The 17600-nt window shown below is 41.1% G+C and carries 17 protein-coding genes and 3 tRNA genes; 16 read left to right on the top strand and 4 right to left on the bottom strand.

Annotated elements, in window-relative coordinates:
* Nucleotides 1–14: 14 nt before the first annotated feature.
* The 3 genes from B4N43_RS04935 to B4N43_RS04925 all read right to left on the bottom strand — a co-directional run bounded on the left by B4N43_RS04935 (nucleotide 15) and on the right by B4N43_RS04925 (nucleotide 2800).
* Complete coding sequence (locus tag B4N43_RS04935) at nucleotides 15–1331, bottom strand: TolC family protein (RefSeq protein ID WP_286733216.1); 1317 nt, start codon at nucleotides 1329–1331, stop codon at nucleotides 15–17.
* A 28-nt stretch (nucleotides 1332–1359) separates the two neighbouring features.
* Nucleotides 1360–1959: a TetR/AcrR family transcriptional regulator gene (locus tag B4N43_RS04930; protein ID WP_088161779.1), complete on the bottom strand. Its 600-nt coding sequence runs from the start codon at nucleotides 1957–1959 to the stop codon at nucleotides 1360–1362.
* A gap of 169 nt (nucleotides 1960–2128) precedes the next feature.
* A complete protein-coding gene (locus tag B4N43_RS04925) occupies nucleotides 2129–2800 on the bottom strand; it encodes an NUDIX hydrolase (RefSeq protein WP_075992906.1) in 672 nt (223 codons plus the stop codon).
* Between the two features lie 182 nt (nucleotides 2801–2982).
* Between B4N43_RS04925 and pfkA the strand changes: the two genes are divergently transcribed.
* The 13 genes from pfkA (at nucleotide 2983) to B4N43_RS04860 (ending at nucleotide 14020) form a co-directional block, all read left to right on the top strand.
* On the top strand, nucleotides 2983–3963 hold the full coding sequence (gene pfkA / locus B4N43_RS04920) for a 6-phosphofructokinase (RefSeq protein ID WP_120334060.1): 981 nt from the start codon (nucleotides 2983–2985) through the stop codon (nucleotides 3961–3963).
* Between the two features lie 17 nt (nucleotides 3964–3980).
* On the top strand, nucleotides 3981–4832 hold the full coding sequence (locus B4N43_RS04915) for a hypothetical protein (RefSeq protein WP_075992907.1): 852 nt from the start codon (nucleotides 3981–3983) through the stop codon (nucleotides 4830–4832).
* Between the two features lie 4 nt (nucleotides 4833–4836).
* Nucleotides 4837–5835, top strand: a complete 999-nt coding sequence (gap, locus tag B4N43_RS04910) for a type I glyceraldehyde-3-phosphate dehydrogenase (RefSeq protein ID WP_070561154.1) — start codon at nucleotides 4837–4839, stop codon at nucleotides 5833–5835.
* A gap of 176 nt (nucleotides 5836–6011) precedes the next feature.
* Nucleotides 6012–6087 (top strand) — tRNA-Phe (locus tag B4N43_RS04905).
* Nucleotides 6088–6137: 50 nt separating this feature from the next.
* Nucleotides 6138–6210 (top strand) — tRNA-Gly (locus B4N43_RS04900).
* A 5-nt stretch (nucleotides 6211–6215) separates the two neighbouring features.
* Nucleotides 6216–6300, top strand: a tRNA-Leu gene (locus B4N43_RS04895).
* Nucleotides 6301–6490: 190 nt separating this feature from the next.
* Complete coding sequence (locus B4N43_RS04890; RefSeq protein ID WP_075992909.1) at nucleotides 6491–6820, top strand: ArsR/SmtB family transcription factor; 330 nt, start codon at nucleotides 6491–6493, stop codon at nucleotides 6818–6820.
* A 39-nt stretch (nucleotides 6821–6859) separates the two neighbouring features.
* Entirely contained in the window at nucleotides 6860–7429 is a 570-nt protein-coding gene (locus B4N43_RS04885) for a DUF6428 family protein (RefSeq protein ID WP_286733212.1), read from the top strand.
* 15 nt (nucleotides 7430–7444) lie between these two features.
* Nucleotides 7445–7864, top strand: a complete 420-nt coding sequence (locus B4N43_RS04880; protein WP_248931759.1) for an arsenate reductase ArsC — start codon at nucleotides 7445–7447, stop codon at nucleotides 7862–7864.
* A gap of 22 nt (nucleotides 7865–7886) precedes the next feature.
* Entirely contained in the window at nucleotides 7887–8960 is a 1074-nt protein-coding gene (gene arsB / locus B4N43_RS04875; protein WP_286733209.1) for an ACR3 family arsenite efflux transporter, read from the top strand.
* Nucleotides 8961–9005: 45 nt separating this feature from the next.
* A complete protein-coding gene (locus B4N43_RS04870; protein ID WP_286733208.1) occupies nucleotides 9006–9914 on the top strand; it encodes an SMP-30/gluconolactonase/LRE family protein in 909 nt (302 codons plus the stop codon).
* Between the two features lie 75 nt (nucleotides 9915–9989).
* A complete protein-coding gene (locus B4N43_RS04865) occupies nucleotides 9990–12671 on the top strand; it encodes a DUF6493 family protein (protein WP_286733206.1) in 2682 nt (893 codons plus the stop codon).
* On the top strand, nucleotides 12668–14020 hold the full coding sequence (locus B4N43_RS04860; protein WP_286733205.1) for an SWIM zinc finger family protein: 1353 nt from the start codon (nucleotides 12668–12670) through the stop codon (nucleotides 14018–14020). The genes B4N43_RS04865 and B4N43_RS04860 overlap by 4 nt, the downstream gene beginning before the upstream one ends.
* A 79-nt stretch (nucleotides 14021–14099) precedes the next feature.
* On the opposite strand, the gene B4N43_RS04855 is transcribed toward B4N43_RS04860, so the two are convergent.
* On the bottom strand, nucleotides 14100–15053 hold the full coding sequence (locus B4N43_RS04855; RefSeq protein ID WP_286733204.1) for a hypothetical protein: 954 nt from the start codon (nucleotides 15051–15053) through the stop codon (nucleotides 14100–14102).
* A 125-nt stretch (nucleotides 15054–15178) separates the two neighbouring features.
* Between B4N43_RS04855 and B4N43_RS04850 the strand changes: the two genes are divergently transcribed.
* The 3 genes from B4N43_RS04850 to B4N43_RS04840 are packed head-to-tail and all read left to right on the top strand — an operon-like array spanning nucleotide 15179 to nucleotide 17596.
* Entirely contained in the window at nucleotides 15179–16300 is a 1122-nt protein-coding gene (locus B4N43_RS04850; protein WP_286733202.1) for a hydroxymethylglutaryl-CoA reductase, read from the top strand.
* Between the two features lies 1 nt (nucleotide 16301).
* Nucleotides 16302–16883, top strand: coding sequence for a CDP-alcohol phosphatidyltransferase family protein (locus tag B4N43_RS04845; protein ID WP_120334051.1), 582 nt, complete (start codon nucleotides 16302–16304; stop codon nucleotides 16881–16883).
* 2 nt (nucleotides 16884–16885) lie between these two features.
* The gene (locus B4N43_RS04840) at nucleotides 16886–17596 is read left to right on the top strand and encodes a phosphatidate cytidylyltransferase (protein ID WP_286733198.1); all 711 of its coding nucleotides are present in this window, start codon (nucleotides 16886–16888) and stop codon (nucleotides 17594–17596) included.
* Nucleotides 17597–17600: the final 4 nt, after the last annotated feature.

Below are 17600 nucleotides of genomic sequence, written 5' to 3'. Positions count from 1 at the left end.
ATTGTATTAGTCAATTATTCTTTAATTAGTGATTTTAATTCGCCGTTCGCCTTAATAATCTGTACTTCGGCTACTTTATAGTTCAACAAACTCGTATTTAGATTATTTTCTGCATCAGCTAGTGCTTTTTCAGCGTCAAGTAATTCTGTTAAAGTTGCTAAACCATTGTTAAAATTGTTTTTTGTATCATCTAGAACACCTTTAGCCAATTTAACATTCCGGCGATTATTGTCGATCGTCAGCAAACTGATCTTGATCTGTGATTTGGCATTTTCTTTCGCTAGATTTAGGCCAAGTTTGGTATCTTCAAGATCAACCTGTGCTTGTCTAATCTGAATGTCCGCCTGGTTGATTCTTGCTCTTGTTGTACCTCCCGTGAAGATTGGCACCGAAAGATTTAAACCTATGCTCGAGGTCTTTGGCCAGCTAAAATCACCACCAATAGGAAACCCTTTACCAAATCCATTAAAACCAAAATCTCCACCTAAGGATAATTTAGGGTATAGATCAGCAACTTTCGATTTCTTATTCAGTTCGTAAAGTTCAATTTGCTTCTTCATCAACTGCACCTCGGTCCTATTTTCTACATTATCCGATTCCACGGCCAATGCTGCATTAATATCAAAAGTCTCTTCAGATAATTCAATGTCTTCCTCGATCGGCTTCCCGATTGCGAATTTCAATGCATTTTCTTTGATCTGTACGGCGTTGGTTGTTTGTTGTTTCTGTGCCTCCAGGTTATTCACATTGACCACCAAGCGATCCAAATCTATTTTTTTTGCAAGCCCAGCTTTCACAAGTCCTTCCGTCACATCTTTCGTTTTTGTGGTACTTTGCAAGTTATTTTCTATCGTTTGAAGTTTCAGATGTTCTTGGTAGATATCATAGTAAGCATTTGCTACTTTTTCGATCACCTGTTCATCTGTTAACTGCGCATTTATTTGGTAAAACTCTTTTGTTGTCTTAGCAGCTTTCAACCCTGTAAAGATTGATTGATTAAAAAGCTGCTGATTCAGAGAAACCACTGCTGTTGAATTCCAGGGTTGTCCCATTTTAATCTTTTGAGTCTGACCACCGGCTTCCAATACCATTTCTGGAATTAACACATTGTATTTTAAGGAACCATTTGCTGTAATTTGTGGCAACGCGCTACCCCTAACCTCATCAATCTGGTATTGCGAGTTTTCGAGATCTAACTTTGCCTTTTTAGCTTCCTTTTTGTTCTGCAAAGCAAATTTAATCGCATCACTTAAGCTCAATTGTTGCTGTGCATGACTCTGGAAAACCATCGTACCTAATAAAAGGCTGGCTAGTATTCTGATTGTTTTCATTCCTAATTTATTTGTCCTAATTTTATATCTACTTTTTATTTATACCATTAAAAAACAGCTTGGTAGCCAGCTTTTGTTTCTGCAATACTTCATCAAACCGATCCTGATTTGGAATCCCCGAAATGATATCGGAAATATTGCACATCAAGGATAAGCTTTTCATCAATTCCACATAGATTTCGGCTGTTTCATAGAGATGCTCCCCATCGATTTCACCTTTTTCGGCACCGATCTGAAGGATCTCAAACAAGGCTTTCACATCGCGGTCGTGGAGACATTGAAAAAAATCCTGCATGGAAAGTCCCTTGATCCATTCCAGATTTTCGTTCATGTGCAACATATAGTATTTACGGACAAATGCATCGCGCAGTTCCAGTATTTTCATGATCAGCTCGTAAGTGGTGCCCACATGCACAGCCACCATCTTCTCCTCCTCTTCCCTATATTCATCTGTCAAACGCACAATCACATCCCGTATAAGTGCATTCTTTTCCGAATAATAGTAGTACAAATTCGCTTTGGTAATTTTTATATCCTCCGCAATTTCATTCATCGTAGTCTTACTAAAACCGTAATGCATAAAGCGTCTTATCGCTGCATGAATGATTTGATCTTTTCTATCTTCCATTCTTCAAAAAACTCCTTTCTACTTTCTGACTTTTGTCAAAAATTGTTCAAAAATATAAAAAGTAACATCTTGGGCAAAATAAATTTTGAAATTGTAATAATTTTGATATTAACCTGACAACAAAAAAGGCAAACTCTCGAGTTTGCCTTTTATTATACGAACAGATCTGTTAGAATGCGACCGTGTTCTGAAAATGTTTTAAGAATTTTCGTTTATCCAGTTTATAGAGCCGTGCTGCGCGATAGGCAACTCCAGTCTGCACTTCGTCGAGCTCTTTTAGAAAGCCATAATTTTGCATTTTCTTTCTAAAATTGCGTTTATCGAGTGGTTTATTCAAGATTCCCTCATACACCAGCTGTAACTGGGTGAGGGTAAATTTTTCGGGTAGCAGCTCAAAAGCAATCGGCTTATAAGCAAGGCGCCGCTGCAATCGCTCCAGACAGAGGTCCAAAATCTGCTTATGGTCAAATGCCAGTTCAGGTACATTCCGAACGGGAAACCACTTCGCCTGTTTCATATAATTTGTAACAGGCTTGGTTTTCAATTTGGTATTATCCAGCTGCACGAGGGCGTAATAGGCCACCGTCAGAATGCGCCCCTTTGGATGCCGTTTTAATCCGGCAAAGGAATGCAGTTGATCCATAAATACATCTTTCAAACCTGTATTCTCATACAAAATTCGTTTTACGGCATCTTCCATCTCTTCGTCATTATCCACGAAAAAACCTGGCAATGCCCACCAATCCTTAAAAGGATATTCATTTCTTTCGGCCAAAAGAACTTTTAATTCTCCTTCGTGAAAGCCTAATATGACACAGTCAACGGTAAAATTACTATACAAAACTTCTAAATTTATTTATGTGCAATATACTGAGCTAAATTTAGCGGTTACTAATCATCGGGTTATCTGTAACAATTATACGCTTCCTAAACGTGATGCGCAAAAAAATATTGAAAAATTTATTCAAAGTGTAGAATATACACTATAAAAATCTTATATTCGTAAAACCTAAAATATAGCGTGTGATAAAAGAAATTAAAAAAATAGGTGTATTAACGTCGGGAGGTGATGCTCCCGGTATGAATGCCTGTATTCGTGCTGTTGTTCGAACAGCGTTACATAAGGGATTGCAAGTAACGGGTATTTATCAAGGATACCAAGGTCTGATCGATGCAAATTTCATGGAAATGGATACGCGTTCGGTCAGCAATATTATACAACGTGGTGGTACGATACTAAAAACAGCGCGTTGCATGGAGTTCAAGACGCCGGAAGGCCGTCGAAAAGGATATGACAACCTGATCGCTGCCGGTGTGGATGCATTGGTGGTTATTGGTGGTGACGGCACCTTTACAGGGGCTAATTTTTTCTCCAAAGAATTTGAGATACCTATTATAGGTATACCTGGTACAATAGATAACGACCTTTACGGTTCTGATTATACCATCGGTTACGATACGGCCAACAATACAGTCATTGAAGCTATTGATAAAATCAGAGATACTGCGGCGTCACATGAACGTCTTTTCTTTGTTGAAGTAATGGGCCGGGATTCAGGTTGTATTGCGTTGAATGCAGGTATTGCAGGCGGAGCCGAGGCAATCTTACTTCCAGAGAAAGAAACGGCCATTGACGATTTAATCCGTCATTTAGAAGACGGCGCCATTAAAAAGAAATCGTCATCTATTGTTATTGTTGCAGAGGGCGACCAAAATGGTGGTGCTTATTATGTCGCAAAAAAAGTAAAAGAAAAGTTTGATCATTACGACACGAAAGTTAGTATATTAGGGCATTTGCAACGAGGTGGTTCTCCAACGAGTTTCGACCGCGTGCTTGCGAGTAGATTGGGCTTTGCTGCTGTCAATGAATTATTGGCCGGAAACACACGAGTTACTGTTGGGCTTCGTGGTAATGAAATCAAGACAACTCCAATTGAAGAAGCAATCAGCAATAAGGAAATTAAACTTAGCCCTGATTTATTGGAAATGGCTGAGATTTTATAATCATAATTTGAACAGACATGATAGCAGTAGTATATAGTGGATCTCGATTCTCAGACTGGAGATTGGCTGACAAGGGGCGGATCACTACGGGGTTCCGCATGAACGGGATCAATCCTTATCTTCAAGATGAGCGCTCCATACTACAGCATTTACATAAAAACACCAACCTGATCAACAACGCCGAAAAAATCAGACGGATCTATTTTTTTGGAGCGGGATCTTCGTCGAAGGAACGTAAGGATAAAATAAAAAACGTTCTCGAACGTTTTTTCGTCAATGCGCGCGTACGGGTTGATCATGATGTCATTGCTTCGGCAATTTCAACTTTCGGCGACGAAAGAGGAATCATTGGTATCATTGGGAGTGGATCAAATGCAGCTTATTATACAGGGAAAAAAATCATTGACAATAACTATGGTCTAGGTTATATTCTGGCCGATGAAGGGGCGACAAACTGGAATAGCCAGCAGTTGCTCAAACATTATATGACAGATACCTTACCTGTTGATCTGCGGGACAAACTGGAAAGAGAATTTAACATCGATAAGAAAACCATTTTGGAAAGGGTGTATATTTCCCCACAACCGACAAATTTTCTGAATTCATTTACCGACTTTGTCCTCGAAAATAAAGATCATCTATTCATTAGTCAATTGGTTAAAAATGGTCTTCGTACGTTTATAAAAACTTACATCAAGCCCTTAATGAAAGAATATCCGGACAGTGACGTAAACTTTACAGGTTCAGTAGCGTTTAATTATGAGCACCTGCTTCGGGAAGTTGCCACAGACGAATTTAATATCAGTATTGGTACTGTTGTAAAAGAACCGATACATAATTTAATTAAATATTATATCAATAAAAATTAAGAATATGAAAATTGGAATTAACGGATTTGGCCGTATTGGTCGTTTAGCATTTAGAGCGGCTATCAATCGTCCAGAAATTGAAATTGTTGGTATCAATGACTTAGTTGAACCAGATTATATGGCTTATATGTTGAAATATGATTCAACACATGGCAAATTTGACGGTTCTGTAGAAGTAAAAGACGGTAATTTGGTTGTTAACGGAAAAACTATCCGTGTTACAGCTGAGAAAGATCCGGCAAACTTGAAATGGAATGAAGTAGGTGCTGAAGTAATCATCGAATCTACAGGTTTCTTCTTGACTCAAGAGTTGGCTCAAAAACACATCGATGCAGGTGCTAAAAAAGTGGTAATGTCTGCTCCAGCGAAAGACGACACCCCTACTTTCGTAATGGGTGTAAACCACAAAGAATTGAAAGCTGATCAACACATCGTTTCAAACGCTTCATGTACTACAAACTGTTTAGCGCCTATCGCTAAAGTATTAAACGATAAATTTGGTATCGTTGAAGGTTTGATGACAACAGTACACGCGGTTACAGCAACACAAAAAACTGTAGACGGTCCTTCAGTAAAAGACTGGAGAGGTGGTCGTGGTGCATACCAAAACATCATCCCTTCATCTACAGGTGCTGCTAAAGCAGTAGGTTTGGTTCTTCCAGAATTGAAAGGTAAATTGACAGGTATGTCATTGCGCGTTCCTACAGCAGACGTTTCAGTTGTTGACTTAACAGTACGTTTGAACAAAGGTGCTTCATACGAAGAAATCAAAACTGCAATGAAAGAAGCTTCTGAAGGCGAATTGAAAGGTATCTTAGGTTATACTGAAGACGAAGTTGTTTCTTCAGATTTCTTAGGTGATGCACGTACATCAATCTTCGATGCAAAAGCAGGAATTTCATTGAATGATAACTTCGTTAAAGTTGTATCTTGGTATGACAACGAATGGGGATATTCAAACAAAATCGTTGACTTGGTATTAGAAGTTGGTAAATTGTCTTAATCAACTCGACCAGTAATCCTATAAAGGGGCTATTCTACACGAATAGCCCCTTATTTTTTTTCCTTAAAAATCAGCAGGTTGGCGTTTAAACGCAAAAAAAAGCGCTTTTAGCTTTCGTAATTCAAATAATCCGTCTATATTTGCATCATCAATAAGGCAGACAGCTAAATTGAAAAGGTGCCATAGCTCAGTTGGTAGAGCAAAGGACTGAAAATCCTTGTGTCGCTGGTTCGAATCCAGCTGGCACCACCAAAAAGGAAGAACGCAAGGTTCTGACAGATTGAAAGAATAATAATTCCAATGCGAAAATAGCTCAGCTGGTAGAGCACAACCTTGCCAAGGTTGGGGTCGCGAGTTCGAATCTCGTTTTTCGCTCACCTGCCTAGGTGGTGGAACTGGTAGACACGCAGGACTTAAAATCCTGTTCCCGTTAAGGGAGTGCGGGTTCGATTCCCGCCCTAGGTACAAAAAGAGACGCCGAATATCGGTTGTCTCTTTTTTTTTATACCAATATAAACCCTTTGCCCCAAATTTAATATTAGGCCATTTCGAGTTCGATTTGAGCGCAATACTACGATTAATATCATCGTAACATAATTTTTATGTTTCCAATTTGGGATTTTAGAAAAATTAATCGTAATATTGCAATAACATTATGGGACTTACTAAGACAGAAATATTCACAGAAGAGCAGAATCAGCTCGCCACAATGCTCAAAGCGTTGGGCCATCCTGCCCGTATTGCGATCCTTCAATCCATCATCCGTGCAAATTCGTGTATCTGTGGTGATTTGGTTGAGGAACTAGGATTGGCACAGCCAACAATTTCCCAGCACCTTAAAGAATTGAAGAATGCGGGTATTATCCAGGGCACCATTGAGGGTGTACGGGTATGCTATTGCATTGAACCGAAAGCCTGGAAATTATTGAAAACAAACCTGGCAGCTTTCTTTGACTCTTATAAAGAGAACACAAACTGTTGCTAAAAAAATTTACATCAATTAATCGTTAAATTGCAATATAACATGAACAACTCCGCATTTATCAGCTGGGAAACGTTTAAAACGCAGCTCCAGCAAAACCCGAATCAAATTTTACAATTTGAATATGCAGCAGGTAAATGGGTAGATCCCTCCTACCATATTACAGAAATCAAACAGGCTCCTATCGTATCCGTCGATTGTGGTGGCGTAATGAACTCCTGGACTGAAATCATTGTCCAACTATGGGAACCAAGGGAAACAGAAGAAGGCCGTGCAATGCAGGCAAGTAAAGCGATGTCTATCGTAGATATCGTTGAAAAGAAATTGCCGCTTAATCCCAATGCTATTGTAAAAATTGAATTTGGCAACTCGCAGTTCGATACACGCCAAATGTATCCGGGTAATTTTACCGTATCCGGACAAGATTTAATCGTTAACCTTACTCCAGATTATACCCAGTGCAAAGCCATTAACCGTGGAGGAAGCTGTGGCACCACTTCAGATGGAGAAGAATGCTGCGCACCCGTTGCTAAAGCCGAACCTGTAAAGCTGGAAATGGTTAATCTGGCTGCTGATGGACCCGTTTGTAAACCTGGTGGCGGCTGCTGCTAATCAAAACATTAAAAAATGGAAAAAATATTGGTACTCTGCACCGGCAACAGTTGCCGCAGCCAAATTGCAGAAGGATTTTTAAGACATTTCGCAGGTAGCCGAGCCGAGGTTTATAGCGCCGGCATAGAAACGCATGGCGTTAACCCTAAAGCTATTCAGGTTATGGCTGAAGCCGGCATTGATATCTCATCCCACACCTCTAATCATGTCAATGAGTATGCGGCAATAGACTTTGACCATGTAATTACGGTCTGTGATAATGCCAAAGAGAGTTGTCCATATTTTCCTTCAAGGGCTAAAAAACTACATTACAATTTCCCAGACCCGGCAAAAGCTACCGGGACGGAGGAAGAAGTTATGAATGAATTCAGAAGGGTACGTGATCTTATCAAAACATACAGTGCTGAATTTGTAGCGGAAAATCTCGACAAATAAACATACCCACTAACAAAAAAATATGTCAGCCAACAACTGCGCCCCAGCACATGAAAGGAAAAAATTGAGTTTCCTCGACCGATACCTTACCTTATGGATTTTCCTGGCGATGGCAATCGGAGTATCTATTGGATTCCTTTTCCCGTCTTCGTCTGATTTTATCAATTCTTTCTCAAGCGGCACCACCAATATTCCACTTGCCATTGGCCTGATCCTGATGATGTATCCACCACTTGCCAAGGTGAAATATGAAAATATGGGCAACGTATTTAAGGACACAAAGGTACTGGGGGCTTCCCTACTCCTGAACTGGATCATAGGGCCTATTTTAATGTTTATCCTGGCGATTGTATTTCTTCGGGGCTACCCCGGATATATGATCGGCCTTATTCTTATCGGGCTAGCCCGCTGCATTGCAATGGTCGTTGTATGGAATGAGCTGGCAGAAGGAAACCGCGAGTATGCTGCTGGACTCATCGCCCTCAATAGCATTTTTCAGGTTTTATTGTACAGCGTCTATGCTTATATCTTTATCACCGTTCTGCCCCCAGTATTTGGGATGAAAGGTCTTGATGTCAATATTTCGATCGGTCAGATTGCGGAAAGTGTTGGAATTTATTTGGGCATTCCCTTTGCAATGGGCATAATCAGCCGTTATGGCCTGATTAAGTTAAATGGAGAAGAATGGTTCCAAAGCAAATTTGTACCGCTCATCTCTCCCATCACCTTAATCGCGTTATTATTTACAATTGTAATCATGTTCAGCCTGAAAGGTGAACTGATCGTTCAGATTCCTATGGACGTTGTCAGAATTGCGATTCCTTTGGTGATCTATTTTGCCATTATGTTCCTGGTGAGCTTTTTTATCGGTAAACGAATGGGCGCAGATTATTCCAAAAATGCAGCCATTTCTTTTACAGCTTCCGGTAATAATTTTGAGTTGGCTATTGCAGTTGCTATTGGGGTCTTCGGCATCAACAGTGGCCAGGCATTTGCCGGTGTTATCGGTCCACTCGTGGAAGTGCCTGCATTGATTGCCTTGGTCAATGTAGCTTTTTGGTTAAGAAAGAAATATTACAAAGGCCAGGTGGTATAGCCCAAGAAAATTATTTATTGCCAGAAAATTGATAAATTAGTTGATATGTTCCATTCAGCTCATTCTCGCAGGCACTGGCCTACACTCCTGCTGTCCGTACTCTTCTCCTTAAATGGCTTAGACCTCAGCGCACAGTTGTTTCATCAGGACAGCCTAAAATTAATAGCCCGACAGTTTGCCTTTACCGAAGGGCCGGCAGTGGACAAAGCCGGGGACATCTATTTTACCGACCAGCCCAATAACAAAATCTGGAAATATAGCACCAAAGGGCAACTTTCGCTTTTTAAAGATTCTGCAGGCCGCGCAAATGGATTGTACTTTAACCATCAGGGTCAGCTCCTTGCCTGTGCCGACGAAAAGAACGAGATCTGGTCAATCAGCAAAGATGGTCAGGTTACCGTCCTGCTGACCGCTATCGACGGAAAGAAACTGAATGGTCCAAATGATATTTGGGCAGACAAGAAAGGTGGCATCTACTTTACAGACCCCTTTTATCTGCGCGATTATTGGACCCGGAAAAAGCCAGAAATAGCGGGGCAGAAAGTCTACTACCTTCCTCCAGGAAAAGCGAAAAAACCCATCGTAGTAGCTGATGATGTAAGCAAGCCGAACGGCATTGTCGGCTCGCCCGATGGAAGATACCTCTATGTCGCAGATATCGAACGGAATAAAACGTATAGGTACACCATTGAATCTGACGGCAAGCTCAGCGGACAGACAGCGCTTATCGATCAGGGATCTGACGGGATGACATTGGACCATCACGGAAATATTTATCTGACAGGCAAAGGCGTTTTTATTTATAGTCCGAAAGGCCTGCTGATCGGCCATATTGAAGTAAATGAACCATGGACATCCAATGTCTGTTTTGGAGGTAAAGATCGTACGGATCTATTTATCACTGCTTCAACAGCCATCTATAAGATCCCCATGTATACCCGGGGAGTGGATTAATACCAACGAAAGAAAAAAACATTTTTTATAGAAGCCCGTCAGATTTATGATATTTTTGAATGTTTAATTAACCGTATGAATAACCTCAAACAGTATATCAGAGACAAAAATTGGGTAGAAGTGCTGAACCACTGTAAAGTGCTCAATCCCGATGAACGTGCAGCAACTATAGCATATTTACATGCCTTGGATATTGATCGCGATATTTTAGCAAAGGACGACGGTAGTTTAGAAGGACCGGCACGACTTGATTTTTACGAGAACCGTCAACAGGTCTACGCCACGCTCAATTTTGCACTTATTGCCTGTACCCGCCAATTTGAGGATATCGCTAAAATTAAACGCTTAAATGGAACTTGGCAATTGTGCCCATTGAGGTCCTATTTACGCAATCCAACCATTGGCGTAGAACCCTTAATGGCCTTTTATCGGCTTTTTCTGCCCGACTATCTGCATAAGATCGTTAAGGCCTCACAAAAGGAACGTTTCGATGGTATTGATTTCAAGGTACTATGGGCATTTTACCAACAAGGTTGGATCACCTTTGATGAAAGCTATTTTGTTGCTCGTTTGTTGACAGTAGATACGCATGACAGAAATACAGAAGAGGAGGCCGATTTTTTATTGAAAAATCCTGCGGTAATCGACAACGTATTTCTACAATTCCACCGCTATGAAATTTCAGTACTCGACCTTTCAAAATGGGAAGCACGTACGGGATATGTCTGTAAAAAAGTGACTGAATATTGGACCGAAGTCATACAGATCATGCAGGAGAAGGGCTATGTATTTAACCGCGCTATTATTCCAGATTTAATGGAATCCTTACTCAATAACTGGAAGAAGCCACATTTAGATTGGCATATCCGACTTTTGGGCATATTTAATACAACACAACACGATTATCTACAGCAACAACAGCTCTTGTTTTCGCTACTGAATACCTCGAATACAAGCCTTATTAATTTTTCGGTCAGACAGATCAAGACAATCTATAAAATGGAAGGTTTTGATGAAAATGGATTCATTGATCATGTGAGTACTATTTTCCCAAAGGAGAAAATAGAAAAATCTCTGCTGCTGTGCTTGGATATCCTCGAACACCTGCTGAAAAAAGAAGAATATAGATCGCTTGACATTTCCGCAGATCTATCCATGCTGTTACTCCAGACTGATTCAAAAGTACAGGAAAAAGGTGCCCAGCTTTTAGTAGAACGGGCTGATCCGGAAGTCCTGAAAGATATCGTTGAACCCCACCGCACTAATTTAAAACTTAAGACCCTCGAAGTTCTCGGCTTGGCGCAGGCGACTCCCGTCGTGGAAGATACCGCCATGGCAGACCCCGCGTTTGAAGAGTTGGCAGAACACCTGGAACAGGTCACGATTCCTTCAACTTGGGATGCTTTGTTATTTCAGATCGGTCATTTCATCAGAACGAAGTCTGCTTTAGATTTCGACCTCTTCCTCGAAGGGCTGAATCAGTTACAGAACGATATCCCTGAAGACTACAAAAAGCAATTGAAACCCTATTGCAAACAGCTGTTCAGCCGTTTTTGGGACATTGACTACATGCGCTCTTTCGCTGATTTTACGCACTATTGGATTGGCGAAGATAGCGGCGAAAAAACTGGCCGTAAAAGTGATAGTATTCCCTTTGCACAGCATAAGCTAGATTGGATGCGACAAAAACTCGCCAGCAACAACAGCTTGCCATTTCTGTCGACACCGAGTCACCTCCCCTTTTACCTGCATCCTAACGTACTGATAAAACGCCTACTCGCGTATGAACAAAAAAAGGTTGCCATTGAAATAGAAGATCTAATCGTCGCCTGTAACAGATTGTTATATCAACAAACAGATGAAGAGACTATTCGTCTTGTAAAGACCTTAAAGGGAAATTACGCTTCTGCGATGCAGTACTTTTTGGGAGCTACAGACCAGGTTAAGCCCACAGCAGATGTATTGGCACTCTGGGCGCAGGTAACACGGATCAAACAGCCCGATCAGGTATTTTCGGAATTCGAACATACTTCAGCCAAAAGCTATCCCGCTGTCGTAAATCCATTTGAGATCACATTCGAAATTGTCGTCGACAAAAACGAATACGCAACCTGGCACAGAATGTTTCTGGAACACAACTGGAATTATACCTGGATTAGACAGGAAGAAACCAAACATTACCCACCGTTATTCTATCATACAGCACCTTTTTCGACGGCATTTCGAGAAGCCATTGCCTTTCAACTCAGCTTAACACCTCAATACATTGGTCCGCTGTTATGCCGCTATATCCCAGACACCGCTTCAGGAAATGAAGTCCCGGACATGGAAAACTGCCTATACCCGATGCAGTTCGTGATGGATAATCGCCTGGAGGTACGGGGCAGCGGATGGCTCTATATTGCTGTTTGTTTATTGTTTGAAAAGAAGATCTCAAGAGATCTGGCGACAGAATATGTGCAGTTTGCACTTTTAAATAAAAAACAGGATCTTTCCTACCTTGCTGATATCATCGGTAGGCTACTTGCTGCCGGATATGCACCTGTTAACAGGTTTATCGAATATTTAGATCGCCCATTTGTAGCACAGCAGATCAAAAAGTTCCAATTCGTATGTCTGGAAAAAACCTTGGAACATCTGGATGGCGAAAGTCTCCCTGTAAACAGCAAGAAATTGGTCGCTCATTATGTCGAGGTTTCGGCCCAACTTCAAAGGGAAGTAAATCCGATATTTTTAAGTAAAGTAAAACGCAAATGAATGTAGACTTTGAATATCAGTATCAACATACTTCTACGATCGCTATGGGGAGTAAGGATAAATCGTTCATCCTGGCGCATTGTTCTGAAATCGAACAGGACAATCAGGTTCCCTGCTTCTTTTATGGCAGCATTATCAATTCATTTGTTGCTTCAAAATGTTTAAGTACACTCGGTAAAACGGTACGTTCTCATTTTGCAATTAGCCCAGATCAGCGCATCAATATGCGCGACCCGATCGTTTCTGTCGGTAATGGCCAGCTTCATTTTGAAGCATTTTCATCCTGCAACAGTGTTTACGCGCGCATTGACGTGCTGCAAACAGGAATTGACGGAGAGTTTATTCAAGCTGGCTGCACCAATGTTGATTTTAACGATGTAACGATCCGGGCTTTCAATTCCGTTGGCCGCACCGATAAATTGATCGTCGGTGTAGGTTCCAATGAGCTGAGGGTCATCACTGCACGCGCAGAGACTACAGAAAAAAAAGTGAGTTTGCCCGATCGCTGGATTAAAGGATTGGGCAATGTCCAGGTCTACTTATCGCAAATGGAGCTTGCCTTTCAATTGAACAGAATTGAAGCATTGCAGCTCTTTAAAGCTATACCTAAAAGCGCGGTTAAGCCCGAATACTTTTTATCTAAATCGGGCAACAGCTATACTTTTTCTGCTGTTGCCAAGCCTAACAGTTTAAAAATAGGTGGCATTCATCGGCTCAATCTGATCGAAAACCTCCTTATACATGTAGACAGTGTGTCATTCTATAAACACGAAGATCAGCAAAGTACAGCGGTAGTACTTGATTTCAAGGACATACAAATGCTGTTTCTACTTTCCGAAAGCGTCTATCGAGGTTTTTCTGGTGAAAGTAAGCATATCGAAAACCTGCTTGTTCAACTGCCGGAAGAATGGCTCTTGGGTATCAATAATTATTTTAAAACCAATGAGGTTTTTCAACCTACGCTACTTTCCATAGAACATGACATTCAGTTCGGCACCATGGAAACCATGCAGGCCTCATTATCCAGTATGGGATTATTGGGTTACGATTTGTGGAGCAACAATTATTTTTACAGAAAACTTCCATTCAAACTTTCACGCTTAAAACGCTTTAATCCAAGGTTGCAAAATGCCGTTAAGTTGATTGATGAAGATGCTGTGCTGCTCCTGCAGCATGACAAAAATGGTATTAAGGCCGAAGTAAAAGGCAGTGCTGACCTGAGCCATATTGTCGCCGGTAAAGGAAATGATCTGCAATGTACCTGTACCTGGTTTACAAATAACCGGACAAACAGGGGCCTCTGCAAACACATCCTGGCAGTAAAGATGAAGTTGAGTGATATTTCGTAACTTGCCATACACCACAGCATTTTAAAATGGACTGTTTCCCCAAATTCAACCTTAACGATGTACCAATCGCTCTCTCTTCTTACATTTCATTATCCGCACTTACCTGTGCTTTATAGCGATCAATCTTTTGGTAAACCTTGTTAAAAAACATTTTCTTGTCCCGTGTTCCGGCCGTATTTAATAACCTGGAATTTTTGAGCTGATGCTGATAGAAATTGAAGGCGTGTCGACAGCTGTCTTTATCATTGGTAATGAAATAGCCCAGCATCGTATGCGGAACGAATAATGACTTTCTGTCGTTATTTCCAACTAGGACATTATTATTTAAAATCAATAGCTCATGGTAGTACAGCTGGTACTGGTCATTGTTTGGCGCACAACTTTTCTCCAGTGAAAACAGCAGTTCTTTAAGCTGCTCACAGAGCATTTTTCCGTTTTCGGCGGTCAGTAAGCCGGTCTGGGAAAAATAGATGATCTGCTGGAGTGTACTGTTAATTGTGGTATCATTCCAGATCTCTTTCACCCGGATGGACGAATAATAATCGTAAAGCTTCTGGCCTCTACTATCGATGGGTGTTTTCGACAAAAAAGATTCGAAAGACAATTCCAAACCGTCTGGACTCAACAAATTGAGCCATACATATTTTTTGAATATAGACAAAAGCCCTGTATTGATGGTATAAAAGATCGGAATATCCTTTGCCGAGTAATACAGGTAAGTCTGAAGATTGGGTTCAAACTCCGTTAACGATTTAAACGAATGCTCCAGATAATTTGACAGATCATTAAAGGACTGGATTTCCGCTGTTTTTTTTACTAAGATGTGATCACTTTGCTGAAATAGCTTATCCAAAGAAATTGAAAAGCGATTTGCAAGCTGCACCGTCTCTCCTATTGAAAATTTGCTCTTCATTGAAATTCTGCGGTGCGCCGCATCATAACTAATATCAAGCGCGTCTGCAATCACCTCAATAAGAGATTTCGAGGGATCAATTTTCCGCTGTATTTCCTGAATCAACTTTTCCTGATACATAAGCCAATTATTATTTGCGATAATCACAAAAATAAAAATTTATATTATTGTTTCCCACAATTTTAACTGCGATTATCACAATAAATTTGGAAGACAATAAACATATATTTTATTAAAAGCCAGCTATGAAAACCGTAATAAATAAACAAGAGGAATTAGCAAGCCGATTCCCGATCTTGACAGACACCCGTCTATCGCCATCGCTCTTCCAGGGCAACATTGAAAACTTCATCGGCATGAGTCAAGTCCCTACAGGTGTCATCGGCCCCCTTAAAGTTCATGGCACTTCAGCCAACGGAAATTACCATATTCCCCTTGCCACAACTGAGGGTGCATTGGTTGCATCCTATCACCGCGGATCTAAAGCCTGTTTGCTCGCTGGCGGGATTACCTCGATCTGCCTGCAAGAAGGAGTTCAGAGAAGCCCCGTATTCAAATTTGAGAACATCAAAGATTTAAGTCTTTTCGTTTCCTGGTTCCTCGCAGAGAAAGAAAACTTTCAGGAAATCGTCAAACGCACAAGCAGATTTGCTAAGTTAACCGATACCCGCATACAGATTGAAGGCAACCATTTAACCATATCTTTTGAATATTTCACTTCGGATGCGGCTGGCCAGAATATGGTTACTATCTGCACAGAGGCCATCTGCCGGTTTATGATTGACTCTTGTCCTATTAAGCCCAGTCACTGGTTTATTGAGGGAAACAGCTCGGGAGACAAAAAAGCGACCGCCGCAGCTTTCAATCATGTCAGGGGTAAAAAGGTAACCGCTGAAATAACATTACCGGCCAGCATCGTGTCCGAAATCCTTAAAACTTCAGCCGAGCTGATGGATCGCTATTGGCGTACGTCCACCATGGGTGTTATCCAAAGTGGAGCTATAGGTGCACAGGGGCATTATGCCAATGGATTGGCCGCGTTGTTTTTGGCAACGGGCCAGGATGTCGCCTGTGTTGCCGAAGCGGCAACGGGTATCACGCGAATAGAGCAGAATAAAGACGGATCACTCTATGCAGCCGTCACTTTACCCAATCTTATTGTCGGCACTATCGGTGGTGGAACAGCACTTCCGACCCAAAGAGAGTGCCTGGAAATGATGGACTGTTATGGCGAAGGGAAGGCCATAAAATATGCCGAAATAGCTGCAGCCCTTGCGCTCGCCGGAGAATTATCTATTGCCGCGGCCCTTTCGGCAGGTCATTTTACACAGGCACATCAAAAATTAGGCAGAAAAAAATCACTATAAAATGGAAACTAAAAAAGAAAACAGATGGAATGTGCCCAATGCACTTTCCGCCTATCGTATACTGGCATTACCCTTTATCAGCTATGCCCTTTTAACAGCAGACAGGGATCTGTTTATCCTATTGCTGTCCATCAACCTGATTAGCGATATCCTCGATGGATTAATCGCCAGGCTATTTAACCTTCAGACGGAATTTGGCGCCAAAATAGATTCGATCGCAGATATCGGAACATACCTCATGGCATTCATCGGCATGATAACATTGGAAAAAGGATTTGTAATGGCCTATAAAGTCGAATTTATCCTACTTATTGCCCTGTGGATTGTTCCCCAGATCTATGCTCTTATCCGATTTAAACGCTTTCCCAGCTTCCATTTATGGTCCTATAAATTAACGGGCTATCTTCAGGGCATATTTATCTTTAGCTATTTTATATTCGGTTTTAACAGCTTTTATTTCCACCTGATGCTAACCGTAAGTTATTTGGCCTATCTGGAAGAATTGGTCCTCGTGATTATTCTCCCGAAGTTGCAATCCAATCTGAAAAGTATATTCCTTATCCAATTACAAAAAAAAGCTTGATTATGTATGTATTGATGGCGAATATAGTGTTGTTATTTTTTGGCATCGGGGCATTGGTCACAGGCTATCTCAATAAGAATAGTCAAGTTCCACAAGCCAGGGAACGCTGGTTAAAACTAGGTTTTTACTTTCTGATTTTGATGCTTGTCTTTTTTTCCATTTATACGGACTATGTCAGACTTTTGGCTATTTGCATTGGAATAGTCGGTTTTTACGAAATTGTCAAGGCCCACCTATATTCAGAACGACCGCTGCTATTCTTATGTCCTGTAGTGGTCCTTTATCTCGCTCTTATCGCTGCGTTTATAAACTTCGGCCATAGGGCATCGACAGAAAAGGTTTGTTTTATCTATTTTATGGTGGTGATTTTTGATGGATTCAGCCAGCTCTGCGGTCAATTATTCGGCAAAAGAAAACTTATTCCCTCGGTTAGTCCCAATAAAACTGTTGAAGGTTTAATTGGCGCTTTGGTCATTGGCACTGGTACCAGCCTTTTCCTCTTTCCATCCATCGACCTGTCCATCACGCAAACTTTAAAGACCGCCCTTTTTATTTGCTTTTCCGCATTGCTGGGCGATCTATTGGCTTCGTGGTACAAACGAAGCTGTCAAATTAAAGATTACGGCACCCTCATTCCAGGGCATGGCGGAATACTGGATCGATTTGACAGCTTTATATTCAGTGGAGCCATGTATGGGCTCATTTATCTTTAAAAGC

The organism is Sphingobacterium sp. UBA1897, assembly GCF_002337775.1.
Taxonomy (GTDB): domain Bacteria; phylum Bacteroidota; class Bacteroidia; order Sphingobacteriales; family Sphingobacteriaceae; genus Sphingobacterium; species Sphingobacterium siyangense.
The sequence above is the reverse complement of the archived record's forward strand: the minus strand, read 5'-3'. Positions and strand labels throughout refer to the sequence as shown.

What these genes read in the sequence shown, in the direction of transcription:
- B4N43_RS04935 (WP_286733216.1), bottom strand. Translation starts at nt 1,331, where the DNA reads ATGAAAACAATCAGAATACTAGCCAGCCTTTTATTAGGTACGATGGTT.
- B4N43_RS04930 (WP_088161779.1), bottom strand. Translation starts at nt 1,959, where the DNA reads ATGGAAGATAGAAAAGATCAAATCATTCATGCAGCGATAAGACGCTTT.
- B4N43_RS04915 (WP_075992907.1), top strand. Translation starts at nt 3,981, where the DNA reads ATGATAGCAGTAGTATATAGTGGATCTCGATTCTCAGACTGGAGATTG.
- gap (WP_070561154.1), top strand. Translation starts at nt 4,837, where the DNA reads ATGAAAATTGGAATTAACGGATTTGGCCGTATTGGTCGTTTAGCATTT.
- B4N43_RS04890 (WP_075992909.1), top strand. Translation starts at nt 6,491, where the DNA reads ATGGGACTTACTAAGACAGAAATATTCACAGAAGAGCAGAATCAGCTC.
- B4N43_RS04885 (WP_286733212.1), top strand. Translation starts at nt 6,860, where the DNA reads ATGAACAACTCCGCATTTATCAGCTGGGAAACGTTTAAAACGCAGCTC.
- B4N43_RS04880 (WP_248931759.1), top strand. Translation starts at nt 7,445, where the DNA reads ATGGAAAAAATATTGGTACTCTGCACCGGCAACAGTTGCCGCAGCCAA.
- arsB (WP_286733209.1), top strand. Translation starts at nt 7,887, where the DNA reads ATGTCAGCCAACAACTGCGCCCCAGCACATGAAAGGAAAAAATTGAGT.
- B4N43_RS04870 (WP_286733208.1), top strand. Translation starts at nt 9,006, where the DNA reads ATGTTCCATTCAGCTCATTCTCGCAGGCACTGGCCTACACTCCTGCTG.
- B4N43_RS04865 (WP_286733206.1), top strand. Translation starts at nt 9,990, where the DNA reads ATGAATAACCTCAAACAGTATATCAGAGACAAAAATTGGGTAGAAGTG.
- B4N43_RS04860 (WP_286733205.1), top strand. Translation starts at nt 12,668, where the DNA reads ATGAATGTAGACTTTGAATATCAGTATCAACATACTTCTACGATCGCT.
- B4N43_RS04855 (WP_286733204.1), bottom strand. Translation starts at nt 15,053, where the DNA reads ATGTATCAGGAAAAGTTGATTCAGGAAATACAGCGGAAAATTGATCCC.
- B4N43_RS04850 (WP_286733202.1), top strand. Translation starts at nt 15,179, where the DNA reads ATGAAAACCGTAATAAATAAACAAGAGGAATTAGCAAGCCGATTCCCG.
- B4N43_RS04845 (WP_120334051.1), top strand. Translation starts at nt 16,302, where the DNA reads ATGGAAACTAAAAAAGAAAACAGATGGAATGTGCCCAATGCACTTTCC.
- B4N43_RS04840 (WP_286733198.1), top strand. Translation starts at nt 16,886, where the DNA reads ATGTATGTATTGATGGCGAATATAGTGTTGTTATTTTTTGGCATCGGG.